Annotated in this window: 24 protein-coding genes, 5 pseudogenes and 1 riboswitch; of the genes and pseudogenes, 6 read left to right on the top strand and 23 right to left on the bottom strand. The window is 63.0% G+C overall.

Annotation, left to right across the window (positions count from 1 at the left end; genetic code table 11):
• The first annotated feature begins 384 nt into the window (after nucleotides 1-384).
• Nucleotides 385-704: pseudogene (locus tag JO965_RS41385) on the top strand (YnfA family protein).
• Nucleotides 705-725: 21 nt separating this feature from the next.
• Here JO965_RS41385 and JO965_RS41380 read toward each other — a convergent pair.
• From JO965_RS41380 to JO965_RS41355, 6 genes are all read right to left on the bottom strand, one after another.
• A complete protein-coding gene (locus JO965_RS41380) occupies nucleotides 726-1142 on the bottom strand; it encodes a class I SAM-dependent methyltransferase (protein WP_203446856.1) in 417 nt (138 codons plus the stop codon).
• A 276-nt stretch (nucleotides 1143-1418) separates the two neighbouring features.
• Nucleotides 1419-2930, bottom strand: a complete 1512-nt coding sequence (locus JO965_RS41375; protein WP_203446855.1) for an alkaline phosphatase — start codon at nucleotides 2928-2930, stop codon at nucleotides 1419-1421.
• Between the two features lie 546 nt (nucleotides 2931-3476).
• Nucleotides 3477-5033 carry an ISL3 family transposase gene (locus tag JO965_RS41370; RefSeq protein WP_203446854.1) on the bottom strand — a complete coding sequence of 519 codons (1557 nt, stop codon included), beginning with the start codon at nucleotides 5031-5033 and terminating at the stop codon, nucleotides 3477-3479.
• A 275-nt stretch (nucleotides 5034-5308) separates the two neighbouring features.
• The gene (locus JO965_RS41365; protein WP_246777220.1) at nucleotides 5309-5566 is read right to left on the bottom strand and encodes a DUF2934 domain-containing protein; all 258 of its coding nucleotides are present in this window, start codon (nucleotides 5564-5566) and stop codon (nucleotides 5309-5311) included.
• A 218-nt stretch (nucleotides 5567-5784) separates the two neighbouring features.
• Nucleotides 5785-6096 carry an integration host factor subunit alpha gene (locus JO965_RS41360; RefSeq protein ID WP_203446853.1) on the bottom strand — a complete coding sequence of 104 codons (312 nt, stop codon included), beginning with the start codon at nucleotides 6094-6096 and terminating at the stop codon, nucleotides 5785-5787.
• Between the two features lie 287 nt (nucleotides 6097-6383).
• Entirely contained in the window at nucleotides 6384-7448 is a 1065-nt protein-coding gene (locus JO965_RS41355) for a PHB depolymerase family esterase (protein WP_203446852.1), read from the bottom strand.
• 1294 nt (nucleotides 7449-8742) lie between these two features.
• Nucleotides 8743-8941, top strand: a riboswitch (cobalamin riboswitch).
• 33 nt (nucleotides 8942-8974) lie between these two features.
• On the opposite strand from JO965_RS41355, the gene JO965_RS41345 reads away from it, so the two are divergent.
• Both JO965_RS41345 and JO965_RS41340 read left to right on the top strand, forming a co-directional pair.
• The gene (locus tag JO965_RS41345) at nucleotides 8975-9160 is read left to right on the top strand and encodes a CbtB-domain containing protein (RefSeq protein ID WP_203446850.1); all 186 of its coding nucleotides are present in this window, start codon (nucleotides 8975-8977) and stop codon (nucleotides 9158-9160) included.
• Nucleotides 9161-9172: 12 nt separating this feature from the next.
• A complete protein-coding gene (locus JO965_RS41340) occupies nucleotides 9173-9871 on the top strand; it encodes a CbtA family protein (RefSeq protein ID WP_203446849.1) in 699 nt (232 codons plus the stop codon).
• Nucleotides 9872-11548: 1677 nt separating this feature from the next.
• Here the strand turns inward: JO965_RS41340 and JO965_RS41335 are convergent.
• From JO965_RS41335 to JO965_RS41320, 4 genes are all read right to left on the bottom strand, one after another.
• The gene (locus JO965_RS41335; RefSeq protein ID WP_203446848.1) at nucleotides 11549-12310 is read right to left on the bottom strand and encodes an alkylmercury lyase family protein; all 762 of its coding nucleotides are present in this window, start codon (nucleotides 12308-12310) and stop codon (nucleotides 11549-11551) included.
• Nucleotides 12311-12351: 41 nt separating this feature from the next.
• Complete coding sequence (gene merA / locus JO965_RS41330; RefSeq protein WP_203446847.1) at nucleotides 12352-13785, bottom strand: mercury(II) reductase; 1434 nt, start codon at nucleotides 13783-13785, stop codon at nucleotides 12352-12354.
• Nucleotides 13786-13866: 81 nt separating this feature from the next.
• Nucleotides 13867-14172, bottom strand: a complete 306-nt coding sequence (gene merP / locus JO965_RS41325; protein WP_203446846.1) for a mercury resistance system periplasmic binding protein MerP — start codon at nucleotides 14170-14172, stop codon at nucleotides 13867-13869.
• An 11-nt stretch (nucleotides 14173-14183) separates the two neighbouring features.
• Nucleotides 14184-14600 carry a mercuric transporter MerT family protein gene (locus JO965_RS41320; protein ID WP_203446845.1) on the bottom strand — a complete coding sequence of 139 codons (417 nt, stop codon included), beginning with the start codon at nucleotides 14598-14600 and terminating at the stop codon, nucleotides 14184-14186.
• A 73-nt stretch (nucleotides 14601-14673) separates the two neighbouring features.
• Between JO965_RS41320 and JO965_RS41315 the strand changes: the two genes are divergently transcribed.
• Both JO965_RS41315 and JO965_RS41310 read left to right on the top strand, forming a co-directional pair.
• Nucleotides 14674-15111: a helix-turn-helix domain-containing protein gene (locus JO965_RS41315; protein WP_203446844.1), complete on the top strand. Its 438-nt coding sequence runs from the start codon at nucleotides 14674-14676 to the stop codon at nucleotides 15109-15111.
• Nucleotides 15112-15235: 124 nt separating this feature from the next.
• Nucleotides 15236-15558: pseudogene (locus tag JO965_RS41310) on the top strand (YnfA family protein).
• A 65-nt stretch (nucleotides 15559-15623) separates the two neighbouring features.
• On the opposite strand, the gene JO965_RS41305 reads toward JO965_RS41310, so the two are convergent.
• The 6 genes and pseudogenes from JO965_RS41305 to JO965_RS41280 form a co-directional block, all read right to left on the bottom strand.
• Nucleotides 15624-16010 (bottom strand): MATE family efflux transporter, encoded by a 387-nt coding sequence (locus JO965_RS41305; protein ID WP_203446843.1) that lies wholly within the window; start codon nucleotides 16008-16010, stop codon nucleotides 15624-15626.
• Between the two features lie 19 nt (nucleotides 16011-16029).
• Nucleotides 16030-16281 carry an MATE family efflux transporter gene (locus JO965_RS49095; protein ID WP_203446842.1) on the bottom strand — a complete coding sequence of 84 codons (252 nt, stop codon included), beginning with the start codon at nucleotides 16279-16281 and terminating at the stop codon, nucleotides 16030-16032.
• A 260-nt stretch (nucleotides 16282-16541) separates the two neighbouring features.
• Nucleotides 16542-17639: pseudogene (locus JO965_RS41295) on the bottom strand (TRAP transporter substrate-binding protein).
• An 88-nt stretch (nucleotides 17640-17727) separates the two neighbouring features.
• The gene (locus JO965_RS41290) at nucleotides 17728-18036 is read right to left on the bottom strand and encodes a hypothetical protein (protein WP_203446841.1); all 309 of its coding nucleotides are present in this window, start codon (nucleotides 18034-18036) and stop codon (nucleotides 17728-17730) included.
• A gap of 350 nt (nucleotides 18037-18386) precedes the next feature.
• Nucleotides 18387-18774, bottom strand: a pseudogene (locus tag JO965_RS41285) (rhodanese-like domain-containing protein).
• A 32-nt stretch (nucleotides 18775-18806) separates the two neighbouring features.
• Nucleotides 18807-19136, bottom strand: a pseudogene (locus JO965_RS41280) (MBL fold metallo-hydrolase); the annotation flags it as partial.
• Between the two features lie 107 nt (nucleotides 19137-19243).
• Here JO965_RS41280 and JO965_RS41275 point away from each other — a divergent pair.
• On the top strand, nucleotides 19244-19981 hold the full coding sequence (locus tag JO965_RS41275) for a thioredoxin family protein (RefSeq protein ID WP_203446840.1): 738 nt from the start codon (nucleotides 19244-19246) through the stop codon (nucleotides 19979-19981).
• 27 nt (nucleotides 19982-20008) lie between these two features.
• Here the strand turns inward: JO965_RS41275 and JO965_RS41270 are convergent, their stop codons facing one another.
• The 7 genes from JO965_RS41270 to JO965_RS41240 all read right to left on the bottom strand — a co-directional run bounded on the left by JO965_RS41270 (nucleotide 20009) and on the right by JO965_RS41240 (nucleotide 23858).
• Entirely contained in the window at nucleotides 20009-20539 is a 531-nt protein-coding gene (locus JO965_RS41270; RefSeq protein ID WP_203446839.1) for a copper chaperone PCu(A)C, read from the bottom strand.
• A 52-nt stretch (nucleotides 20540-20591) separates the two neighbouring features.
• Complete coding sequence (locus tag JO965_RS41265) at nucleotides 20592-21068, bottom strand: cytochrome c (protein ID WP_203446838.1); 477 nt, start codon at nucleotides 21066-21068, stop codon at nucleotides 20592-20594.
• Nucleotides 21065-21592 (bottom strand): hypothetical protein, encoded by a 528-nt coding sequence (locus tag JO965_RS41260; RefSeq protein WP_203446837.1) that lies wholly within the window; start codon nucleotides 21590-21592, stop codon nucleotides 21065-21067. The genes JO965_RS41265 and JO965_RS41260 overlap by 4 nt, the downstream gene beginning before the upstream one ends.
• 118 nt (nucleotides 21593-21710) lie before the next feature.
• Nucleotides 21711-22601: a F510_1955 family glycosylhydrolase gene (locus tag JO965_RS41255; protein WP_203446836.1), complete on the bottom strand. Its 891-nt coding sequence runs from the start codon at nucleotides 22599-22601 to the stop codon at nucleotides 21711-21713.
• A 168-nt stretch (nucleotides 22602-22769) separates the two neighbouring features.
• On the bottom strand, nucleotides 22770-22988 hold the full coding sequence (locus JO965_RS41250; RefSeq protein ID WP_203446835.1) for a hypothetical protein: 219 nt from the start codon (nucleotides 22986-22988) through the stop codon (nucleotides 22770-22772).
• A 135-nt stretch (nucleotides 22989-23123) separates the two neighbouring features.
• Nucleotides 23124-23414, bottom strand: coding sequence for a hypothetical protein (locus JO965_RS41245; protein ID WP_203446798.1), 291 nt, complete (start codon nucleotides 23412-23414; stop codon nucleotides 23124-23126).
• Between the two features lie 66 nt (nucleotides 23415-23480).
• On the bottom strand, nucleotides 23481-23858 hold the full coding sequence (locus JO965_RS41240) for a hypothetical protein (protein WP_246777215.1): 378 nt from the start codon (nucleotides 23856-23858) through the stop codon (nucleotides 23481-23483).
• Nucleotides 23859-24107: the final 249 nt, after the last annotated feature.

Here is a 24107-nt window from a genome sequence, read left to right as displayed (position 1 = left end):
TGCTCTGCCTAGCCTCAAGCGAGGTGGTTTCAGCGCCCTTGAATTTGTGGAAGTCGGGATTTGACCTGTCGGACAGTGTTGAATCAAATCGCGTTCTGCACGAGAGAATTGAGTTCGGAATTCGCTATTCTGGCATGGTCGCTTTCAGCTTGGGCGAGGCGGGCGGTCAAGCCCCATAGCCGCTTTGCGGTGCGCCGCAGGCGTAAGGCTTGAGGGCGCGCCGGAGCACCACGCCACCATCCAGGCTGCCAGAGCGCAACTCGCTCTGACACTGTCCGTCAAATCAAGTTCAGGATTTTACATGCCCGCATGGTTGGCAGAATTCTCGACACGCTTTTGATGGGCGCTGTTGGTAATGGCGCCGATCCGCAGCAGGTTCGGAGCATGACGATTCTTGCTTATGCCGGCGCCGCAGTCGCCGAGATCGCAGGCTGTTTTTCGTTCTGGGCGTGGCTGCGCCTGGACAAATCCATCTGGTGGCTTATCCCGGGCGGGGCCTCGCTGGCTCTCTTCGCCTACCTGCTGACACTCGTTGACAGCGATGCGGCGGGACGGGCCTACGCGGCGTACGGCGGCGTGTACATCGCGGCCTCCCTACTCTGGCTCTGGGCTGTCGGGGGTGTCCGTCCTGACCGCTGGGACATCACGGGCGCCCTGGTTGCCTCCTTGGGGCCGCGATCATCCTGCTCGGCCCTCGGCATTGACGTGCAAGGACGGTCCCATCTCTAGCCGTGGCGTCGCTGAAACCGGGTGAACACAAACCGCTGCCGGCCACCAGACGGCGTCTGGTGGTCCTCCTCGAAGGCCTCCAGCAGGTCGAAGTCAGGCCCGAGAAGGGCCGCAATGGCATCCTGGCCAGCCCGCAGGACGGGCAGGCCGCTGCATCGCTCGGGTCCGCTTGGGACGAAGCCTGGGATCAGCACGAAGCCACCGGGCGTCACGGCACGACGGAGCGCTTGCGCATAGGCGGCACGATCCTGCGGCTCCGTCAGGAAGTGCAGGACCGCCCGGTCACGCCACAGATCGACAGCGAGGTCAGGCCGCCGGTCCGCGAGATCGGCCACAATGAAGCGGACCGCATGCCCCCTTGTCGCCGACGGAGCCTTCGTTTTCGCCAGAGCGGCGGCCGAAATGTCGAGCACGGCAATATTGATAAACCCTCCTCAAGAAGGGCACCAGGCAGGTGCGAGGCCCCTGCCCCGACGTCGAGGATGCTTGCGTCCTTCGTAAGATTGCAGGGGCGGATCAGGCGCATCGAGGCCTCGGGCGTCGCCTGAACCAACTGATCGCGTCCTCGGCCTTGGTGGTGAAGATCCTGTCCCAGTGTTCTTGGCATGTGTCGGATACCGCTGCTTCCTTCGGGGCGACCACGGACAGGCAGGGAATGCCGGGGCGGCCGCTCCGCCCCGGCACAGGCCCTACCGGGCGGCCGCGCGCAGACCGGAGCGCTCGCTCAGTTTCGTTGCGTGATCGATCACGTGGTAGATGTAGTTCTGCTCCACCACGCCGGCGAACAGGTGAGCCCAGGGGCCGCCGGCGAAGATCGCCACGTCCTCGCCGCCGTGGGTTTCGCTTTCGAGCGGAACCAGCGACTGCTGCTTGTAGTCGGGCGCCGTCGTGTTGGTCGGCACGGGCCGTGGTTCGCCCTCCTTCACGGCTCCGGGCCCGTTCGCATAGCCCAGGGTTGTGATGGGCTTGCCATCCTTGCCGAGCTTGGGCTTGCCGTCCGGCTCGACAATCGTCTCCAGGATCGGGTTGCCGCGCTTCGGATAGCCGCTGATCGTGAACGTATGGCTGTGGTCGGCGGTCACGACCACTAGGGTCTCGTCGAGGTTCACCTTGCCCAGAGCGGCCTTAATGGCGTTGTCGAACGCCACCATGTCCTCGAGCGAGCGATAGGCATTGCTTTCATGGTGGGCATGGTCGATGCGCCCGCCCTCGACCATCAGGAAGAAGCCGTTCGGGTTCTGGCTCACGATGTCGATGCTCTTCACCGTCATCTCGGCCAGCGACGGCTCACCGCCATTGTCCTTCAAGCGATCCGCTTCGTAGCGCATGTGCGAGCGCTCGAAGAGGCCCATGACATGCGGTGTCGACGTGTCGATCCTGTCGAACTGCTCCTTGTTCCACAGGAACACGCCGCTGTTGGAATAGCGGCCCTGCCATTCCTGCACGAGGTTGCGCCCGTCCTTGCGCGAGCCCTTGCGATCCGGATCCTCGGGATCATTCATGGTCTCCGGCAGGAATCGGTCACGTCCGCCCCCGAAGATCACCTCGAAGCCATCACCATGGGACCAGGCGGCAAGCTGCTGGGCGATGTCCTTGCATCCGGCCGCAATGGCCTCAGGCGTCATGTTGACGTCGCCTTCCCAATCGCGGTGGGGTGTGTGCGCATACATGGCGGCCGGCGTGGCATGGGTGATGCGGGCCGTGGTGACGACGCCGGTGGCCTGCCCGGCCCGCTCGGCCATGGCGGCCAGGCTCAGCACCTCCTTGCCTTTGGATCCGGCGCAGTCGCCGACCTCGACCTCGCTGTTGATCCCGATGATGTCATTGCGCGTCTTGACGCCGGTCACCATCGCCACGGCCGTCGGCGCGGAGTCGGCCACCTGCGCGTCATGGGTGTAGGTCTTGGACAGGGCCGCATAGGGTAGCTTTTCCATGGTCAGCGAGTTCGACTCGCCATCCACGCGACGCTTCTGTCCCTCATAGATGCGGCCGGCCGTGACCGTGGAGATGCCCATGCCGTCGCCGACGAACAGGATCACGTTCTTGGCGCGATTGGTGTTCGGCATCACGCGCAGGCGCTCCTGGAGCGCGGATTGGGCTGCGAGGAAGTAGGCGTCATTGAGTTGAGGCAGGGTATTCTGGGCGTACGCCGCGCTACCTGTGGCGGCCACGAGGGCCGCGACGCTGACAACTCGTCTCATGATGTTTCCTCCCGTGCTGTCCAGTTGCCCGAAAATCCGGGCCGGATGCACACGGGAGTAAGTAGCACTTGTGCCAGGGCCGCCCAGTATCCTGGCCAAGGGCGCCTGATCCTGCACTACGAGCCATCGGCGCCACGGTTTCCTCCCCCGCGCCGGCAGGCACGCTTCAGCCACAGTATTTGCTCATGCTCCCGAACGGCGAAGGATGCCGGGATGGAGAACCGATGGACAATTGTCACCGCAGCCCTCGTGGCCACCACCACCCTTGCTTGGCCGGCCGTTGCGGACCCATTCGACATGTCACCCCGCGATGTCGGCTACGCGGTCAACGACAGGCTCCGATTGGCCGGCCTCGACCTGCGCTTCGAACTCGAAGGGTGCGAGGAGCGCGGGCTGATGGAATGCCGGTTCTTGTCAGCGCGCGCTTTTCTCGTCGCCACGGGTCAGGCGAAGCCACCTTGGACTGCGGCAATCATGATCGCGGCTGTCAATCGGCTTCCAAGTTTGGCTCTGACGCAGTTTTGGTGCAGCAGTCGTCGCGACCTGTCATTCCGCTCCAACCAATCTGGCTTGCAGGAGGTCGAGATGGCCTCTGCCATACATCTGACGCTTCACGAGCTTGAGTTTCGTGATCTGCCCTTCGGTCTGACCGTTCGACCACGGCAGCGTGATCGCCGCACGAACGGCCGCCTCATCCTTGGCAATGCCATTGGCAAACGAGGCCACAAGGCTTTGGTGCGCTCGGGCAATCCATGACGTCAGGTCAGCCTCGCGGCCACGCCGGATCAGGATCTGGAAGTCCGCAACCGCGTCGCGGGCACTTGCGAGAGCTGGCACGCCGCTTTCGATGGCGGCGATGGTCACGGTCTCTGTCTTGGAGAGCATGTCTCGGCCCGTACTCATCAGCCGGGCGATGGTCCTGGCTGACGGCACGCGCTGAAGCTGCTCGCTTTCCAGCCGTTCAGCCCGACGGCGGCGCGTCGACCATCCCCCCACAACGCGCAGTGAACCGCGGAAACCGCTGGCCCGCAGACGCCGCCAGAGCTCGGCACCGTTGCGGCATCCGCCGGTCCAGAGGGCCTCAAGCAGCGGCCAGTATGCCTCGAGACTGCTCTCCCGTTGGCGGAAGACCTCGCTTCGGCAACCCCGCAGGATCTGTCGGACCGTGCCGCGGCTCAGACCCGTTTGTCGGACGATCTGCTTGATCGGGATCCCTTCCGCACTGAGAGCCATGACCGTTGCGTTGGTCTCATCACGGCGTAAATAGCCCTCGTACTGAAGGCGTTCGGCACAGGTGAGAAGGTCCGGGTTGATTGTTGCCGATCCGATGACTTGGCGGATCTGGCGCATCGACTTGCGCACCGCCTCCAGAAAGGCGCGGCTGGCGTTCTCCATCAGATGCCAGCGGTCGGCCACCTGCACCGCATCCGGCAGCGCCTTGGCCGCAGCCTCGCCATAGCCGCCGCCTCTGTCGCGGGCGACGACGGTAATCTCCAGGTGGCTGGCCAGCCATGCCTGTGCGGTGGCCTGCTCTCGGTCCGGAAGAAGTGATGCGATCCGCCGCCGTTCGAGATCGCAGACAAGGGTGCCGTAGCGGTGATTGCGGCGCCAGGCCCAATCATCGATCCCGATCACACTCAGCGGCTCTGACGGAAGGTGGGCATGGCAGCGCACGATCCGCAGAAGCGTATCCTTGCGCACAGGCAGCATCAGCCGCCGGGCGAGACGCGCTGCGGGCCGTCCGCCCAGAGCCAATCCGAGGTGGTGGGCAATGCCCTCGAGTTGGGTGGTGCGCCGGGCATGGCCGGCGATCACATCCGGGGCGAAGCGTTCGGTGAAGATCCGCCGCCCGCACCGGACGGCATCGCAGCGGAAGCGCCGCGCTCGGATGAGGAACTGGACCGGTCGCCCTGCCAGCGGCAGATCTGCCACGCGCCGGGGATAGTGGCTATGCACCCGTGAGGAGAGCGTGCCGCACGACGGGCAGACTCCAGATCGGTGACTGGAATGGACCGTGATGGTCACCTGCTGTGCATCGGCGTGGATCTGATCGACGATCAGGCCGGGCGGGATCAGGGCTGAGGGGCGCAGGCTTCGGTGCATGATGCAGTCTCCTTCCGGAAGACAGCATCAGTTCAGTCCTCAACTGCACCAAAAGTGCCTCAGAGCCAACATTGCGCGCCGAAACACAGACTGAGATCGCCATTGCCGTTCATGCCTTGAACCGCATGCTTGAGCTTGGACGCCCGAAGTCTGTCCGCATCGCCTAAGCTAAGGGCATGGGGTGGGGGCATGGGGTGGGCGGCGTCCATTCTCCAACCGATCCATGCAACACGGTCGGAGTGTTGCGCCATCCCGCGGGATCCTCGCTGCGCCGGCTAGTCGGCAAGCCGCTCATCAGGAATTTCGCCTGTGGCGGCCGAGGTCGCTTCTGTCACGGCAGCTGGCGGAGCATTCTCCACCGTCGCGGCAGAGCGCTCCTGTCCTTGATCCGCCAGTTCCCGCTCCGCCCTGAACCAATGGTCTTCAGGGTTCCCGGTGCGGCCCTCACGCTCCCAGATCTCGTAAGCCCGTTGCCGGATCCTCTCGTCCTGGCGGGTGGCGATGGCTGCAGCAGACAGAGTGTCGTACATCATTGTTTCCCCTTACCTGACGCGCTTCATCAATGATCGAGCTGGGGAGATGTTCATCCCAAAATCACGTCTGTTACAATGAAGCGCAATGTCGTCGAACAAACATTTTGACAAGAAGTCCGGAGCCGATGCCGTGCCGAGATTCTGAAACCGCATTGGCCGCTCGTCGGATCTCGTTCGGGCGAGGCTTAGTTTTGCAGTACCGAGAGGCTCCCGGAAGCTCACTTGTCAGTATCGACGGCTTTGCCGTTCACATGAGCCTTAAGAACGTCCGAGGGCCTGAACGTCACAACCCGGCGCGGTTCAACCGGCACCTCGACTCCTGTCCTGGGATTGCGGCCCATGCGCATGCCTTTGTCGCGAACATCGAAGAGGCCGAAGCTGGAGAGCTTCACGCTCTCACCCACCGCCAGGCAGTCGCGGATCTCTCTGATGACCTGTTCAACCAGCTCGGCCGCTTCTGCCCGCGAGAGGCCAACCTTCTGGTAAACGGCCTCGCTCAGATCCGCTCGCGTCACGTTCTTGCCCGCCATTCCTGCCCCCAGGCTCCGGCCCCCAAAGAAAAAGGCTGCCGGAGACAGCAGCCCGAAGTGAGAGCCCGAAGGCTCTGTTCAGAGAACCGGTCCGATGAAAAACCAGTCAGGCATGGGCGTTATACAAAAGACCAAGTTCACGCAAGAGAATTTCTCGTCGGCGGCCGTGACCTTTCTGAATATTGCGTCACTGTAGGGAGGCAGCTGTCAAAGGAGCGTCAGCATCATTCTGGCGGAGAGTGCCCCCAGCCAGCTCGAGCAAACCAGCAACCGTAAGACGCCGCGCATTACGGTTGCGAATCCAGACCCCAGGAGTGGGCGATGTGAGAGGCGGCGCACACGCCGACGTCTGCAAAGTGCTTGCCCGTTTTGCCGCATGGAGCCGAGGCCGATCCCGGATCAACGGGAACAGCGTGTCCCATGCCTGGGATCTCGAAGGACGCCACCTTCGTCTCGCCGCGAGCATCCTTGTACTCCCGGTGACGATATCGCCCTGATGCCGGCCCTTGCGCGTCGGGAACCTGATCGATGCCATGCGCTGCGGTCCATTGCTCAACCAGTTCGCCCAAGTTCGATGGATGCACCGTGCTGTCATTGCTTCCCTGCCAGACCGACACCCTGGGCCATGAAGCGCGTGCGGCCGGGCCGCCGGCCTCCGCGACCAGGTCCCGCCACTCCTCCGGGCGGCGGTCTGCGGGTGTCAGTGGCGGAAAGGAGGTCCGGTTAATCCCGCAGCGATACGCAGCCCAGACCGCCTCGCCGATTGGGTTATACCACAACAGAAACCAGGACCGCTGGACCATGAGGAACGGGTTCTCGCCCGTGCTGGCGCAGCCATAGGGGAGCCCGGCGAGGATCGCCCCGCCTTTGAAGACGTCCGGGTAGGCCGCCAACATCACCGCCGTCATGGCGCCGCCGGCGGACAGGCCGGTGATGAAGATGCGTTGCGGGTCGATGTTATGCTCGATCTGCATCGCCTCGACCATGGCCATGATTGAGCCCGCTTCGCCCTGACCACGGCGATTGTGCTCCGCCATGAAAAAGTTGAAGCAACGATCACGATTGTTGACCTCCTGCTGCTCCGGGAAGAGAAGCGCAAAGCGAAAGCGCTCTGCCAACCCGGTCCAGCCGCTCTCATCGTCAGAGTCGAGAGCCTTTTGCGTGCAGCCGTGGAGCGCCACCACGAGGGGTGCGCCCTGAGGCAGCCCATCAGGCACATACTTGAACATGACCAGGTTGCCCGGGTTCGGCGCGAAGGTCGTGTCGCGCAGTGTCTCTGCCGCCAAGAGGCGGGACGATGGCGAGCCCAGGCCCATGACCGCAATCGTGAGGAGGGAAGCCAACAAACGCATTGCTCATCTCCGGGGGAGTGGGCCCCACGGCACGGGGAATCAGCGAGCCGGTGGTCATCGGCCAGAACACGCAAAATAGACTGCAGCAGGATTTTCGGACTTTCTAAAGAGGATAACCTCGAACGAAATACCCGGCTTCTATCTGGCTGTGCGCAGGCAAGGGGGGATCGCAACTCGGGTGATGCACGTGCTGGGGCAGGAAAAAGCCCTGTTGGGATCTGCCTGAACGGGGCGAAGTCTGCGGAGGGCGGTTAAGGGACCTATGGGGCAGTGCCTCCGCATCAATACAATGCGCAACGGCTTTGGGCGGTGTCAACCAAGCACCATGACGCTCACGATCACCGCCTCTCGATCAATCTGAGAGATGTGCTAGCCGCAGTAGGGCAGCTAGCCCTTGAGGCGTACTGGATAGCTTTGCTGTGCGGATGGGCGATTTGGCGGCCAAAGCTGAATGGCATAGGAGGACTACGTCCTCTTGATCTTGGTTTTTGCCGTGCCGCTCAAGTCCAACGCCGCTCGCCGTCACCACATTCCGAAGCAACTGCACAGGATGTCGAATTGGGCAGACTACGATGCAGCCCTGCGCGAGCGCGGAAGCCTCACGATCTGGTTCTCTGACAGGGCGAGTGCGGCCTGGTGTGCCGAGCTCCGCACAACACGCGGCAGTCAACCCCACTATTCGTCTCTAGCGGTAAAGACAGCCCTAAGGTCAGCTTCAGATCTGCTCCGGCCATGAACTCCTACATGGACTGGGGCGCCTGACCTGGCATGCCGGATGAGGTGATTATCGCTGGCAGGATCGAAGAGGTCGCGGATCGAATCAAAGCCGTTCGCCAATCGCTTCGCGAGGAAAAGGGGCTGGATCTTGAACATAGACCTCTTGTACCTCTTGGAGCACGAGAGGACGGGCACATGATTGCGCACCTTCCATATTTCATGTCCGAACAGCGATTGCCCCAATGCCTACTGATGACCTGATATGGCGGCAAGATATCGATGCTCTCGTGTTCAGACTCGAAGGACACCAGGGCGGCTGCTTCGTCCATCGGCTGGCATTCCGCTCCTTGGCTAAGGTGGCTTCCCGGGACAGCTGCGAGGCCTATTTTCGGGCGCATGAGGATGCCTTCAAACGGGCGGCCCAAGCGAAGATCCAAAGGGCGGGCGTTCCAAGCCGGCAGAGTTTCCATCTGACAAGCCGTGACATCAGACGAGCTCTAGCGGAGACTGCCGGTCCATCATGAAGACTTGCGGCCATGTCCCTCGCCGTCTTTGCATTTGTGATTTCGTGGAATAGGGTTATAGCTAAGGTGTCGGAGCCCTTTGGGGACAAATAAGGGAATGCGGTGCGGGCTGTCTTTCGCCCAATGCCGCGGCTGCCCCCGCAACTGTAGACGGAGAGTGTTCCTCGCCGCGCCACTGGGATTTCCCGGGAAGGCAAGAGGAAACACGCGGATCCGTGAGCCAGGAGACCTGCCGGCGTCGGAAAACCTTCGAAAGGTCCTCGGGTGGAGGACACAGGATGAACCATGAATACTCAGCAGACTTCGCTCCCGATCCAAACATCGGTTACCGCAGCCTCCCGGCTGGCTCAGATCGGTCTTGCAGCTTTCCTCGGACTTGTCGTCCTCGGGGTCGCCGGCTTCGCGCCTATCGAGGCTATCCACAACGCGTCGCATGATGTGCGCCACTCGCTCGCATTTCCCTGTCACTGAGGGGCAAGCGCGATGGCTCTCTTTCGCAACATCGTCTTCATCGCCGCTCTCGCCGGGCTCGTTGCGGGCCTTGCGATGACCGCCATGCAATATGCCGGCACAGTCCCACTGATCTTGAAGGCCGAAGCCTTCGAAAACGCGGGGCTGGCTCACGAGCATGCCGCACTGCCGAATGCCGCTCATTCGCACGACGAGGGCGAGGGATGGGCTCCGGCGGATGGCTTCGAGCGCTCAGCCTATACCGCTCTCGCCAACGTGGTCACGGCTATCGGCGTCGCACTCTTGCTTGTCGCCGTCTCCGAGATCAAGGGTGGAATGACTGGTTGGCGCCAGGGAGTGTTCTGGGGATTGGCGGGGTTCGCTGTCTTCACCTTGGCGCCCGGCCTCGGCCTTCCGCCTGAATTGCCGGCCATGCCGGCTGCGGAACTGGACAAGCGGCAGATCTGGTGGATCGCGACCGTATCGGCGACAGGCCTCGGCCTTGTCTTGCTGGTGTTCAGGCAATCCTTACCGCTCGCCATTCTGGGCATCGCGCTCATCGTTGCACCACATCTGGTCGGTGCACCGAGGCCCGACAGCTTCGAGAGTCCAGTTCCCGAGGCGTTGGCCCATGACTTTGTTGTGCTGGTTTCCGTGATCAGCCTAGTGTTTTGGGTCGTTCTCGGAGGAACCGCAGGGTTCATCCGCTCACGAGTACAACAGATGATGTGACGAAAGGCGGGCCTACCCTGAAGCAACCGTGCGAGTCCATGATGCTTCGGGTAGGCCTGCCTGCGATGGCCGAGGGACGGCCAGTCCTGCGTTCCTACCAGCACCATTCCGCGCGTTGTTTCTGTGTCGAGCGGGCTCCGCCCCGGAAATGTCGCCGGATGACAATCCCACTCTGTGGAGGTTGAACTCGGCCCGCTGACTGGCAGGCACGAGATGTTCTCAACCTCGGACGAGACAGATGCTTGAATCCGTCAGCACCTCAAGGGCCGGGAGAAACGAAGATCAAAGCAGCCGTTTCAGAGTCGAGGCTGCACTCTCCGGCAGCACGTCAATCCGATGTTCCCCGACGTCTGAGTGGGCAGCCCGGGCAGGTTGGCGCAGCGCATTCGGTTGAGGGGCGGAATGGAAGATGGTCCGACGTTCGGCAGGATGGGGTAAACTGGCATTGAATTCGGCGGCGCGAGCCGCTTCGTGTCTCTCCGTCCCAAGGGCTGCGATGAAGCTCCCGTCGCCGGGCAAACCTGTGATCCTCAGAAGCCCGGCGATCGACCTGCCCGCCGTTGGCGCTTTCGTCGGAATCACCGTGACCGGAAAGACGCATGTGCTCGACCAGGCTGCCATAGGATCGCGCAGACGCCGAGAGCGATGCGGCAACCTTCAATGACTTTTCGCAAGAGAGGTCGATCGACAAGTCCAGACGAATGCACCCCTGTCGGAGGTCCCATGACGCGCGGGCGATGCCCACGGCGGATCGATCGATCCTGGCATCCCGCCCGGCTTTATCACATTGCTGTCGGGGATACGAAGCGCGTAAGGCGGCGGCCGCTGGTGAGAAGAACGGCATGGGCCTAGGGGATGCCGTTCGTCACTAGACGGCTCCGGTCGAGAGCCAACAGGGTGGCGTACTCGCCGCGCATCGCTCACTGGTAGATGCTGGGTTTGTGTCAACTGTGCCATCATGATGACGACGCCTGGCTACGCGATCGGTTGGGAAGGCTCGGCGATCGTGGTTCTCTTCTGATCGGTCTCGATCCGATCCACGGTCAGGCCCGGTGGATCAGAGCTGAGGGGCGCAGACTTCGGCGCCTGATGCTGTTTCCTTGGGGAAAGCAGCCTCAGTTGTAGAATCCTGAACTTGATTTGACGGACAGTGTCGGAGCGAGTTGCACTCTGGCAGCCTGGATGGTGGCGTGGTGCTCCGGCGCGCCCTCAAGCCTTACGCCTGCGGCGCACCGCGAAGCGGCTATGGGGCTGCCTACGCGGCCTTGATCCTCCTCCGGTCCCGCGAAGCGTCCCAGATCCGACGGCAAGCGCGGCCGTGTCCGTAGATTCGGTAAATGCCACAAGCTGGCCGCTCTCAACCCTGAAGCGGTACAGGAAGCGATTGTCGATGGACTGGCCTGTCGCGGCCGCGCGAGTCTTTGTGTGGCCGAAGCAGAATACCCAGCTACCGGCAGCATGAAAGCTGTCCGGCGAGAGGACCTCGAACGTATAGACGAAGCGCCGGGCGGCATTCTTGCCACTGGCTGCTCCGGCATGCGGCAGCCAAGCTGGGGTGGCACGGCAATCCCATGGCAATCGCCGGCAGCAGCCCGTCCGCGTTGAAGACGGGAGCGAAGACGAAGCCTTCCTTAATCCCTGCCCTGGTGGACGGGCCCTGCATGATGCCGCTCCCGGTCAGGCGACCGCCGGCGCGGGCTCGCGGAGGACGGGGCCGAAGATCGCGTGGCCGACTTCCAGTGCCTCGTCCAGGTTCAGACGGGCTCCCATAGGCCGGATCGCCTGGCTGTCGAGCCAGCGTTGCAGATGCGCGTCGGAACAGAAGAACGCGATAGCCGGGCAGCACGAGGAAGCCGCGCTGTCGGCGTAGGCAAAGTCGTACCAGACGCCCGCCCTGGGGTGGGACACGCTCTGCAGCGTGCGGCCCGCGTCCGCTGTCATGACGCGGATCGTCTCGCCGCAGGATCGGCATTGCGAGGTGACCATGACGTCGGTCCCGTACATCGCGGCGACCCCGAGGGCGTCGATGGCGCACAGGGCGTTCAGGGAATGGCCGTTGAGCTCGACCCGGTGCCCGGTCGCCCGCTCCGTGAACGGATAGGCCAGCCAGATGGCGTCCGATCCGGCTTCGAGACCAACGAGGTCCCGCAGTTGCAGTTCGCGCAGGAGCGCGGCGACACGGCTTGCACCCATTCCCGTCGTGGCGGCGATCCCGTTGATGGTGGGAGGCCGCCCCTTGGCTGCGTAGAGATGCAGGACCGTCCGCCAAACAATGTCCTCGCTGGCTTCGAGCGCGTGGGACCACTTGTCGAGCAGACCCGAACGCGCTGCCATACGCCCGCGTAGAGTCTCTCGGGCGGCCGATGTCGTCACGGCCGACCAGTCCGGACGCAATACGCCCGGCCTGATTTCTGCGGCACGCTCTGGTGTGAGGTTCACGGTGATGTTCATAGCTCAATCCTCAATAGAGTTGGCCGATGCTATCCCGCACAGCAGGAGAGCTTCTTGACGTCCTTGTCGAAGGTCTGGGCGGCGAGCTTGAGCCCTTCGACGGTGGTCAGGTAGGGGAAGATCGCCTCCGCAAGGTCATCAATCGTGAGCCCGCCGCGGATCGCCATGGCCGCTGTCTGGATGCTGTCCGCGCCCTCGGGGGCCAGGATGTGCGCCCCGAGCAGCTTACGGGTGCCCCGGTCCGCCACGAGCTTGATCAGGCCCCGCCTGTCGCGGGCGGCCAGCGCCCGCGGCACGTTGTCGAGCGAGAGCACAGAGGTCCGCACGTCATGGCCGGCCGCCCGGGCCTGCGCCTCGGTCAGCCCGACGCTCCCGACCTGCGGATCGGTGAAGACCACCGCCGGCATGGCCGAGTTGTCGTAGCGCAGGCTGTCGCCGTTAAGCGCGTTCTTGGCCGCGAGCTTTGCACCATAAGCCGCCATGTAGACGAACTGGTCCTTGCCCGTCACATCACCGGCCGCGTAGACGCCTGGCTTGGAGGTCCGCATGCGGTCGTCGACGATGATGGCGCCCGTGGCGGTCTGGGCCACGCCCGCCTCCGCCAGTCCGAGGCTCTCCGTGTTGGGCGTGCGGCCCGTCGCGACCAGGATGCGCTCGGCAGTGATCGTCTGCGGACGTCCGTCCCTGACGACGGTGAGCGCGACCCCATCCTCTGTCTTGTGGACGGCATCGTAAGTCAGGCCGCCCACAACCGTGATGCCCTCGTCGGCCAGATAGCCGGCAAGCGCCGCCCCGATCTCCGGCTCCGCCTCCGGCAAGAGGCGGCTGCGGAAGACCAGCGTCACCGCGACCCCGGCCCGGGCGAAGGTTTGGGCGAGTTCGGCCCCGATGTAGCCGCCGCCAACCACGACCATCGAGCGAGGCAGCTCGGTCAGCGCCAGCGCCGCCGTGCTGTCGAGCGGCAACATGTCCGCAAGGCCCGGAATGGCCGGCGGGGCCGGCCGCGTGCCGGTCGCGATGATGATGCGATCCGACAGGAACCGCTTGCCGCCGGCCTCGACGCCCCCGTCGACGAGGCGGGCTTGGCCTTCATGGTAGGCGATGTTGTTGTAGTCCGGCAGGAGGTCGGCGTACTTGGCTTGGCGCAGGCTCGCGACGAGGTCGTCCTTCTGGACCACCAGGGCCCGCCAGTCGGCGACCCGCGCGGTTCCGTCGATCCCGGCGAAGCGCGAGGCCGCGTTGGCGTGGTGCACCGCCTCCGTGGCCCGGATCAGGGTCTTCGAGGGCACGCAGCCGACGTTGACGCAGGTGCCGCCCATCGTGCCGTGGCCGACGAGGGCAATCTGCGCCCCCTGCTCGGCGGCCGTGATGGCAGCCGAGAACCCGGCCGACCCGGCACCGACGACCACCAAATCGTAGCGGTCGTTGCCGTTCTTGGCGCCAGTGGCGCAGCAGTCACTCATGATCTTAGCTTTCGTGTGTTCCCGGCCGGCTGACAGCAGTCGGCACCGGGAAGGTTGATTGATTGGCGACGGCGCGACGGGTCAGGAAGAACCCTTGGCGCCCTTCACCGTCGAGGGATAGCCCGCATTGGTCGTCGCCTGGGTCAGCGCCTCAGGCGTGACCTTTTCGTCGTCGAAGGTGACGGTCGCCGTCGCCATACCGCCATGGTCAATCACCGCGACTTGGCTGACGCCCGGGATGCGGGAGAGCGCCTTTTTCACAGTCGGGACGCAGGTGACGCAGCTCACGTTCTCGACCTCGAGCGTGACGGTCCGTGGCGCGGCCATAGCCCCGCCCGCGAGCAGCAGGCCCGAGGCGATCAGGGCGGTATGAAACAGGATCTTCATTGCAGGTCTCCTCAGAGGCTGATCAACAGTGGGGCGGTGTAGGGGAAGGTGACGGCCGCGAGGACGAGCACGGCGGCCGTCCAGAGGCCGATTTTTGTGATGCGGCTCGATCCCGGCTGGGCGCAGAAGCTTCCGTCCGCGCATGCCACCTTTGGCTGGCGGTAGACGCGCCAGAAGCCAAAGCCCAGGAAGGCCAGCGCCATGGCCACGAAGACCGGCTGGTAGGGCGCCAGCGCGGTCAGGGTGCCGATCCAGGCCCCGCTCACACCAAACCAGAAGAGCGTGAGGGGCAGGATGCAGCAGGACGAGGCCCCGAGCGCGGCCAGAAGGCCTCCAGCCGCCAGCAGACCTTGGCGGTCCCGGGGAGCGCTCTCGCTCTCCGACGGGCTTGCCGCGTCGCTTGGCCCCACGCGGGTCAATTCATGCATCGAACAATCTCCTTTACGCCGATGGGGTGACCGTGCATCCTGTAGTGGCTACAGGAGCAAGGGCTTTTTTTCGATGGACGCGATCACGCATGCGCGAGGTGAGACATTCCCCATCGGCGAGCTGTCACGGCTCACCGGGGTGAACATTGAGACCATCCGCTACTACGAGAGGATCGGGATGCTGCCCGCGCCACCGCGCACGGAAGGCGGCCGCAGGGTCTACGATCAGCACCATACGCGCGTGCTGGCCTTCCTCCGGCGCGGCCGCGAGCTCGGGTTCACGCTGGACGAGATCAAGGCGCTTCTGGCGCTGGGCGGGCCGGAGCGAGCCCCGTGCGGCGAGGTCCGCGAGATTGCCTCGAAGCACCTGGATGACATCCGGGCGAAGATCGCTGACCTCACGAAGCTCGAGCGGCTGCTCGGGCAGACCATCGACAAATGCGACGGCGGCACCGCACCCGAGTGTCCCGTGCTCGACATTCTCTCGCTCGAGCCGCGGCGGGGACCATAGTTCCAGGCATCGGGCGCCCAAGCTGGCCTGAAATCGGGAACGAAGGTCTCCGGCGACTTCATCGAAGTCATGCGGGCGAGAGGCATGACCATCGGCTGCTTGAATCCGTAAGGGCGTTGAGACCATGACCATTCTTGCCTATGTCGGCGCCCCGGTCGCCGAGATCGCGGGCTGTTTCTCCTTCTGGGCGTGGCTGCGCCTGGACAAGTCCATCTGGTGGCTCCTTCCGGGCGGTGCCTCGCTGGCCCTCTTCGCCTACCTGCTGACGCTCGTCGACAGCGACGCGGCGGGACGGGCCTACGCAGCCTATGGCAGCGTGTACATCGTCGTCTCCCTGCTCTGGCTCTGGGCCGTCGAGGGCGTCCGTCCGGATCGCTGGACGTCACGGGCGCCGTGGCCTGCCTGCTTGGAGCCGCCATTATCCTGCTGGGGCCTCGCACCGCGTGAGACTCATTCAATGTAATGGCGATCAATGCGCGCCGAGAGGGCCTGAGCCATCCCTCCACGGCGCTTCAACAGTGAGCCCGATTCTGGTCATGCCTTGGCCGCGGCGGGCGTCGGGCTTGGTCGTATCCTCCACGGGACGCGGCGGTCGCGAGCGCGTTGACGATCCCGAACATGATGGTTCCGGCCGCGACGGTGATGAACAGCGCCGCCAGGCCACCGCCGAAATGGGCAATCACGATCCAGCCAAGGCCGGCACTGATGAGAAGACGCGCGGTTCCGGCGAAGAACGGCACGGTCACGCGCTTGGCGCCCTGGGCCGCGAAGTACAGGATCATGCCAAGCCCTACGCAACCGTAGAACGGCCCGACGCTGCGAAGATAGAGGCTGCCGGCCTCGAGAACCGCGGGATCATTGCTGAAGAGACCGAGCCAGGCACGCGGGAATAGGGCCACGGCCAGCTGACTGCGATCGTCACCGCGCCCGCGAGAACCACACCACGCGCTTGGCGCTGTCTGTGTTCCCTGCGCCCACGTTCACGCCCACCATCGTGACCACGGCCGTGCCAAGCGCGAAGATAAACTGGATCAGGACGTGGTCGAGACGGGACGCGATCCCGTAGCCGGCCAAGGGCATCAACGCCGACCAGGCCGACGGCCCCGTCACGAGGATGACCATCAAGTTGGCTTGCAGGGTGTTCAGCGCCGAGAGGGCGCCGACGCCCATGATCTCCCGAATAAGCTGCTCCTGGAGCGGGACCCGCCTGAGCGTTCCCTGCCGCGCCCGGACGCCATGTAACGCAGGGGCACGATGCTCGCGCCGACGTAGTACAGGGCACGTCAGAGACATCGGATTTCGATTTAATCGTATAAAGAGGGATACGATATTCTTGGAAACTCCGTTACCAAAGCGGTCGTAAAGGATCTATCTGAGTACGCTGTTCTGGGCAAAGCCGCTGGCGTAAATGTGGCTCCTCTTTCAAGCATCTATTTGTCGCCTCGTGCGCGAGCGCGGATCATGAAGCTATCATAGGTATACTCACTCACTTGAAACCAGAGGTATTCTTCATTTCGGAAGGCACGAAGAGCCTCAAGCATTTTCTTGAAAGCGGCATTATTAGCTGAGGTCTCGTCAAAGACTTCATTTGTTGCCTTGTAGAAGGCCTCGAGAAGTTCCTGCGGGAACGGCCGTAATTGCGCGCCAGCACCAACCAGACGACGGAGCGCGGCCGGATTACGCGCGTCATATTTGGCCAGCATGTCGATGTTGGCAGTCATCGCAGCTGATTGCGCGACCGCCTTGTAGTATTTAGAGAGTTCGTTCCACTTCGCCTGATTGAAGAAGAAGTGGAGCATAGCGCCCCCTTCCCAGAAACCGGGATAGTAGCAACCTTTTGGAAGCCGAGCTTCTCGTCATCGTAAGGGCCAACCCACTCGGCCGCATCAATTGTGCCGCGCTCAAGCGCGGGATAAATATCGCCACCTCCAACCTGCTGCGGCACGACGCCAAGCTTTGCCATGATCTGGCCCGCGATGCCGGCAATCCGCATCTTTAGACCCTGCAGGTCTGCGGGCGTTTTGATTTTCCTACGAAACCAGCCGCCCATCTGTGTGCCGGTGTTGCTGCCAGGCAGCGCATAGACATTCTGCGGACAATTCTGCGTGGCAAAGAACTCATTGACGAGATCGATGCCGCTACCGTGATACACCCACGCATTTTGATGGCGTTGCGTTCATGCCAAACGGCGCAGCTGAAATGAGCGAGAAGGTCGGATTCTTTCCAACATAGTAGTAGGCAGCCGAGTGGGCCATTTCGACCGTGCCGGAGCTGACCGCATCAAAAGCCTGGAAGGTGCCGACGATTTCGCCGGCAGCAAAGGGTTGAATCTGGAACTTACCATCTGTTCCTTCAGACACATAACGGGTAAAAAGTTCAGCTGCGCCGAAGATTGTGTCGAGCGACTTCGGAAAACCAAAAGTCAGACGCCATCTGACGTCGGGCATCGACTGAGCGATCGCTGGCGCTGCGAGGGGTGTCGCGGCAAGACCGGTGGCTGCCAAGGAAATGAAATCGCGACGTTTCATGAGTATCCCTCCGTTCTAAGTAGGACAGCTCTGGCCACCTTGGCGCAAGTGTTCAGCGCGGGCGGCAACGATGTGGCAGACACGCTGGCTATTTTAGCCCAGTACTCTTTTCTCTCCAGGGGCGGACGGTAAAATCGCCCTCGGTGTAGGCGATGACGCGAAAGACCGTCGTTGCTCCCTGCGATGGATCTCCAGGAGGGCCGCATACTACTCTCAGAAGAGCGCCTCCGTTCTCAAAGCCGATCGGCTGAAAGTCCTTCACCTCTGGACAGTGATGGCCGTAATCGCGGATATAAATCGCGATCGTATTCCGCAAGCCGAACATGAGATGCATGTCGCTGGCTAAGGCTGGTGTAATGATGGTGAGTAACAAACAAAGCTGCGAGACGAGCCGCATAAGAGCCTCCTCATCGCCCCCTTTCCCTCATATGGCGCAGCAGTGTGGTCCAACTCGGTTGCCCGTTTTGGAGAGGTGAGATCCTGGACACGCAGCACACGAGTTCCGGCTTGCTTTATTCCCGCGAACTCATGAGGAAATGCGATTCACAGTCCCGTTTCCAGGACCAAAGCGCTCGCAGTCCGCCATTCTGACAGCGGTATCGCGTATTTTCCTCCTGATGTGCTTCCGGCCGCCATTGATCCATGATCGGACGATTTCCTTGACGATGAAAACCTCTCCAAGCGCGGTTCCATGTTCAACAACAGTGTCGTAACCAGTCGCGGTGGATTGGCCACCTTGGAGTATTGTTAGTCCATGTTTTGCGTCGGTGCACCTGCCTGCTGAAATGCTGCGAAGCCGCCGGCGACATGCGCTACGTTCTCGATTCCCATCCCCTAGAGACTTCGCGCCAAGCGCCGAGCGATTACCTGAGCCGCAGTAAAGCACGAGCTTCTTCCCGCTCCCTAACTCCGGCTTGTGCGAGGCATTGTTCGGATCGGCCTGGAACTCAAGCAAGCCACGCGGCACATGCACCGCACCCTTGAGCTTACCGGTCTTCTGCAGTTCCTCGCCCTCTCGCACGTCCATGAAGATTACATTGGGATCGCCCACGAGCTTCATGGCCTCGTCACCGGAGAGGGTTTCAAGGTCTCGGCTTGCCTCGGCGACAAGCTCTCTTGCGCTTTTCGTCGTCATAATACTCTCCTTCATTTGTCCCATCGTGCGCCTTAAAGCGCATCGAGCGGGATTCTCAGGTAGCGTTTGCCGTTGTTTCCAGGTTCCGGTAGTCGACCACTCCGGATGTTCACCTGCAGCGAGTGCAGGATCAGCTTGGATATCGGGAGTTCGCGGTCACGATTTTCCCGCAAGGCGATGAATTCCTCTTCCGTCTTTGCCCTTCTGAGGTGGATGTTCTCCGCCCGCTGCTGCGCGACGGTACTTTCCCAGTGGCGCCTACGTCCTCCAGGGCAGTAGTCATGGTCTGTGAATAGGCGCGTTTCGTTCGGCAGCGCCATAATCCGTTGAATGCTGTTCCAGAGCACCCGAGCGGAGCCGGGAGCGTAACTCATACCTGAACGCCCGATCGGGCTGGACTCCCTGGCCACCTGCTTTCATCGAGCGAAAGTGATTTTCCAAAATGACAAGCGGTCTGTTGACTATCTACATGCGACAACATCTGAAATCCTGGCTCGGGCTCCTCCCCGTTGCCTCGATCCTCGGGATCGGGCAGGTCAAGGCATCACCGGAGCCACGTGAGGTCCTCGAGCTCTTTACGAGCCAAGGCTGCTCGGCCTGCTGGCCCGCCAATCAGCTCCTGAGCGAGTTGAGCCAGGATCCCGGCCTCATCGTGTTGAGCCTGCCGGTGAACTATTGGGACTATCTTGGTTGGAAGGACACGCTCGCGGACCCAGCCTTTACCGCGAGGCAGAGGGGTTATGCGCTCGCCCGCCATGGCCGTCAGGTCTACACACCCGAGCTGATCATCAATGGCGTCCTGTCCCGCGTCGGTTCGGCACGCGAGCAAGTCACGAAGGCACTTGATCGGGAGACCACGGGCCTCATCCCGCTCCCCGTCGCCATTCAAGTGACCGAGGAGAATGGCCTGATTGTCGTTGAGGTCGGGCAAGACGCTGGGGAGGCCAGGGCCTGGCTGCTGCCCGTCCGTCGACATGTTCAGGTCGCAATCCATCGCGGCGAGAATGCCGGGCGCATGGAGACATACACGAACGTCGTGCGCGGGTTGTATCCGCTCGGGGCTTGGTCCGGTTCGTCCGTGCGTTTCTGGATGCCCCTGAACACCGTTCAGACGCATGATGCCGACTCGTATGTCGTCCTGCTTCAAGCCGCACAGGACGGAAAGCCGGGCCGCATCCTTGGCGCGACCAAAGGGCCAGGCTTGTAGCACGCGCTCATCAGCGACCCTCTGGCATCACCGCCCTGACGGCTTGTCCTCGATCCAGGCCTCGACAACGACAGCGCCAGCGTTCTTGAACGTCAGGGTCAATTCGAACTTCTCGCCAGCGACAAGAGGCTGACGAACACCGATCAGTTTGATGAAGCGACCGCCCGGGAGCATGTTGAGAACGACCTTTGGTTCCAATGTCGCCTCGTCGACGCGCTTCGCGCCCTCCTCCGCCAACCACAGTTCGGCTCTCTCTGCCACCGGGGTCTCGATCTTAACGAGCACATCCTGGTTCGGACCTTGGTTGAGCAGTGGCCCAAAGACCTTGCCGATTTCACCCACGCGGGCTGGCTGAGCGGAAAGGTGACCTATCATGAGAGTGCCCTTCCGGTAAGAATGAGCTGCCGCCGAAGTGACCGTGGCGACCAAGATCAGAAGGGCCGCAAGAGGTTTCTTCATCAGTGGGGTTCCTTTCACCCAAGAGGCAAAGACAGCGACGATCATCGCGAAGCCCGCGAGACTTGTCGCGTGACGGTGCAGCAGGATTTCGTGCCGCATGGGCGGGGCTCGGCCGGACGTGACGTGTCAATTGCCTTCTTCTCGATAATTCTCAGCGGTCTCGCGGATCGTCCTTGACCGAGCGTCTCACCTCTGCCCTGTTGCGATCGTCCTGATAGCGACGGGCCTCGGCAGGCCAAGTGCTCCTGATGAAGGCGAGCACCGCTTCGATGTCGGCGTCGGAGAGCACGTTCTCGAACGCAGGCATGTCGCTCTCATAACCAGGAACCACTGCAGACAAGCCCTTCTTGGTGATGAGGAACAGTTCGCGATCAGTGTGATGCCAGGTATGGCCGCGGGCATCGTGCGGAGGCGCCGGCATGCGACCGTTCGGTTTCGGCGTCTGCCACTCGGGCTCCCCTTCAAGCTTCGCTCCGTGACATGCGGCGCAGTGGATAGCGTAGACGTCGCGGCCGCGTGCGACTTGCGTCTGCGTTTTAAACCAAGTCAGACCAAGCCAGACGAGGGAGGCCAAAGCTGCGAGACCAAAAATCCCGAACGCGCGCGCTTTCCAGCTCCAAAATTTCATCCCAACAGGCCTGTCTTTGGGAACGCCTGCCGGCGGTTCGTCGGCACGCGCATCAACCCCGCCCAGGCGAATGCAACCAAGGGAATGACAACCCATTGCATGAGTGGCGATAGGCCCACGTGGAAACCTAAAATCGACAAAGTCGGCATGAGATCCGCATACGTCCATGCCGCGCGAACAACAATATTGAGCCAGTCGCTGAATGCCGTGGACACGATGCCGAGAACAATGGTGAGCGTGGCCACGGCGCGGAATCGTTCAAGTGGCCATGCCCCGCTTCCGACCGTCAGCAGCGCAATCATCAGCGGCGAGAGTGCAATCAGGATATCGCCGCCGGCGCAATGGACAGCAGCGACGACGATGATCTCGCGCCACGTCCCGGTCGCCCAAATCGTGTAAAGCGGCATATGGGCGAACTCCCAGGCGAGATTGCCCAGCGCAATTGCGATCAGATACCGGCGCAACGCAGTACGCCACAGGCCAGAGCCGCGCCCTCCTGACGTATTGCCTGGTTCAGTTCCCATCGCTCTCCCTGCCCGAGAGCTCGTGCCCGAGACGTCAATCCGTCTGCGGTCTATGCTATGCGCAGGTTGGGTCGACCCCGATGTTCGCCAGCCTCCCTCGCGAATGCCGGAAGTGAACTCACGAACCGGAAGCCCCAAATGTGGCCCACGTCCGTCCCTGGTCCGTGCTGGTCAGCACGCCGCCACGAGCCGTCGCGGCGAAGAGCCGGTTCGGATTGCCCGGATCGGCGGCGAGATGAAGCAGAACGCTGCCGCCGAAGTTCTCGCTGAGGGTCGTAAAGGCGAGAGCCTCATCCGCCGAGCGGACGAGCCCACGTCCGACGATGAAGGCGTAGACAGATCCGTCTGGCGTCACTTCCACGAGGCTGACAGGCGCACCGCTCAGCACGACCGCCCACGTCTTGCCGGCATCGCGGCTGCTGAGCAGGCCTGCCTCAGTCGCGGCATAGAGCACATCCGCGTTCTTGGCCGACGCCGCAAGGTCGATCAGTTTGTCGGGTGTCGGCCCCACAAGGGTCCACGTCTTGCCTGCGTCTCGGCTCACCTGGAGGCCGCCATAAGCGCCGTAGATTCGCGACGGGTCCGCCGCGCTGACCGTCAGCTGGTGGAAATCGACAGGCCCTTTCACGCCGGGCGAAACCTGCTCCCAGGTCCTTCCCTGATCCGTCGAGGCAATGAAACCCAGATTGCCGCCAGTCGCTGGATGCCCGCTGGCATAGAGGGTCTTCGGGTCACTTGGGTGCGGGTTGAAGCCCATGAAGTCCTGGACCACGGAAATCCGCTCCGCCTGGCCATCCGGCCCGGCGCGGAAGAGGCCGTGATGGGTCGCGATAAGAAGCTTCGCCGGATCCTGCCGATCAACCGCAAGACCATGGATATGCGTGTGACGTGGCAACTCGGAAACCCGCAATGTCTCCGTCGCACCTGGCTGAATCGCGAAGCCGACCGTCAGGGCAGCGAGAGCAGCGGCCCCAAGCCATGCGATTCTTCGTGATGCATTCTTCTTCATTCGTGTCGATCTCCATCAATGGCTCATGGTCTCTGCTATCCGGCCAAACTGCCCAAGCCCAGAATGGCTACCGCCGGATGATGCGGACGGGCCTCCCGATGGTGCGGAGGGACCGGTTGAAGGCGCTTCTACGACCGCTGTTCGTGTGCCGCCACAGACGCACAGGTCTCAATGTACGCGGGTCTCTTCGGTTTGAGCCAGCGGCGCCTCATCGGTCGCGTGCAGGATCGAACGGCAGGCGCGGCGCAGGGCCGCCCCCTCGAACTCAGGATCCAGAGCCTCCAAGGCATAGAAGAGGTGGTCAGCAACATCCAATCTGTTGTCTGCGAGCGCTTGCTCGAAGGCCCGCAGGATTTGTTCCTCCAGGTTACTGAAGCGATGCGGCATTTCAGATCTCCAGGGCCACAACGGCCCGATCGTCCTGTTCTGGCAAGCCTCGCAGATCCACTCGGCCCATGCCCCTGTCACGGGATCTCGCGGCCGCCGCGCTAGGGGAACCGCGGCGGCCGCGCGTCGCGCTCGCTAGCCTCTCTGCCCAGGAGTGGCCGGCGGGGTCTCACGCGACGGAGTGGCGGGCGTCTGGTCGGTCATGGCCTGCATCATGCGGTTGCAGTTTTCCATCATCTGCATCATGGCGCCCATGGTGCCCATCATGGTGCCGCCCATCATGCCCGGGCGGTCCATCGCGCCGGGTGATGGAGCTGTGCCGGGTGTCTGAGGCGCGGCGGCACCGGGCGCCTCCTGCGCCCGCAGGGCCGGCGCCAATGCCAGGCCGGCGCCCAGCGCCAGCAGGGCGAGAGTGGTTGTCTTCATGGTGCTCCTGTTCCTTTCTCCGGGGTGAACTCGGGTGCGGGCGGCTATGGCCAGCGGCTGCGGGGCTCAGGCCGGACCCGGCCCACCGCGCTCGCTCGTGTCCGGCTCGTGCGCCGGAGGTGCGGGGCTGTCCTTCTGGCATCCGGCATCGCCCGGCCGCGAGCAGAGGCTCAGGGCGCACATGGCGGCGCAGGGTGCGAGGGCGAGCAGCAGCGGGGCGATGCCGGCCGCGACCAGCCAGCTCCAGTTCAGGGCTGCGCCGCCGACCAGCGCCAGCGCCGCAAGGATCAGCCAGGTCCGGCGGCCGCCCCAGGCCACCCTGCCACGCGGACGCGGTGCGGCTCGGGCGGCGTCTGCGACGGAAGCGGTGCGTGCGTTCATCATGCGACCTCCATGGGCGTCGTCGATGCGCCCCTGCCAATCAGTTCGGATCCTCCGCCGCATCGGTTACAGCCTCACGCATCTGTGAAGCGATCGCCCGTAGCTCGGCAGGCCTGGACTCCCGCGAGGGGATTTCGCGAGCCTCTCGACAGAATGCCTCGCACTCGCTCGACAGTTCCGCTCTTGCCGCCGTTGATCGCTAAAGCACTGAGGGAGGCGATTTCGCCCATCCGGTCGCCCAATGGAACGACCGCACGGTCATGACTGCCGCAGTGAGTCATAGAAAGGCGCCATTGGCGACTTCCGGCCAGA

Origin of the sequence: Microvirga sp. VF16, from assembly GCF_016864375.1 — a bacterium.
GTDB lineage: Bacteria > Pseudomonadota > Alphaproteobacteria > Rhizobiales > Beijerinckiaceae > Microvirga.
Note: the sequence above shows the minus strand (reverse complement) of the source record. Positions and strands in the feature narration are given on the sequence as shown.

Bases quoted from the DNA above. Each gene is read 5' to 3' on its own strand.
- JO965_RS41375 (WP_203446855.1), bottom strand. From the start codon at position 2,930: ATGAGACGAGTTGTCAGCGTCGCGGCCCTCGTGGCCGCCACAGGTAGC.
- JO965_RS41370 (WP_203446854.1), bottom strand. From the start codon at position 5,033: ATGCACCGAAGCCTGCGCCCCTCAGCCCTGATCCCGCCCGGCCTGATC.
- JO965_RS41365 (WP_246777220.1), bottom strand. From the start codon at position 5,566: ATGATGTACGACACTCTGTCTGCTGCAGCCATCGCCACCCGCCAGGAC.
- JO965_RS41360 (WP_203446853.1), bottom strand. From the start codon at position 6,096: ATGGCGGGCAAGAACGTGACGCGAGCGGATCTGAGCGAGGCCGTTTAC.
- JO965_RS41355 (WP_203446852.1), bottom strand. From the start codon at position 7,448: ATGCGTTTGTTGGCTTCCCTCCTCACGATTGCGGTCATGGGCCTGGGC.
- JO965_RS41345 (WP_203446850.1), top strand. From the start codon at position 8,975: ATGAATACTCAGCAGACTTCGCTCCCGATCCAAACATCGGTTACCGCA.
- JO965_RS41340 (WP_203446849.1), top strand. From the start codon at position 9,173: ATGGCTCTCTTTCGCAACATCGTCTTCATCGCCGCTCTCGCCGGGCTC.
- merA (WP_203446847.1), bottom strand. From the start codon at position 13,785: ATGAGTGACTGCTGCGCCACTGGCGCCAAGAACGGCAACGACCGCTAC.
- merP (WP_203446846.1), bottom strand. From the start codon at position 14,172: ATGAAGATCCTGTTTCATACCGCCCTGATCGCCTCGGGCCTGCTGCTC.
- JO965_RS41320 (WP_203446845.1), bottom strand. From the start codon at position 14,600: ATGCATGAATTGACCCGCGTGGGGCCAAGCGACGCGGCAAGCCCGTCG.
- JO965_RS41315 (WP_203446844.1), top strand. From the start codon at position 14,674: ATGGACGCGATCACGCATGCGCGAGGTGAGACATTCCCCATCGGCGAG.
- JO965_RS49095 (WP_203446842.1), bottom strand. From the start codon at position 16,281: ATGGGCGTCGGCGCCCTCTCGGCGCTGAACACCCTGCAAGCCAACTTG.
- JO965_RS41290 (WP_203446841.1), bottom strand. From the start codon at position 18,036: ATGCGGCTCGTCTCGCAGCTTTGTTTGTTACTCACCATCATTACACCA.
- JO965_RS41275 (WP_203446840.1), top strand. From the start codon at position 19,244: ATGCGACAACATCTGAAATCCTGGCTCGGGCTCCTCCCCGTTGCCTCG.
- JO965_RS41270 (WP_203446839.1), bottom strand. From the start codon at position 20,539: ATGCGGCACGAAATCCTGCTGCACCGTCACGCGACAAGTCTCGCGGGC.
- JO965_RS41265 (WP_203446838.1), bottom strand. From the start codon at position 21,068: ATGAAATTTTGGAGCTGGAAAGCGCGCGCGTTCGGGATTTTTGGTCTC.
- JO965_RS41260 (WP_203446837.1), bottom strand. From the start codon at position 21,592: ATGGGAACTGAACCAGGCAATACGTCAGGAGGGCGCGGCTCTGGCCTG.
- JO965_RS41255 (WP_203446836.1), bottom strand. From the start codon at position 22,601: ATGAAGAAGAATGCATCACGAAGAATCGCATGGCTTGGGGCCGCTGCT.
- JO965_RS41250 (WP_203446835.1), bottom strand. From the start codon at position 22,988: ATGCCGCATCGCTTCAGTAACCTGGAGGAACAAATCCTGCGGGCCTTC.
- JO965_RS41245 (WP_203446798.1), bottom strand. From the start codon at position 23,414: ATGAAGACAACCACTCTCGCCCTGCTGGCGCTGGGCGCCGGCCTGGCA.
- JO965_RS41240 (WP_246777215.1), bottom strand. From the start codon at position 23,858: ATGCGGCGGAGGATCCGAACTGATTGGCAGGGGCGCATCGACGACGCC.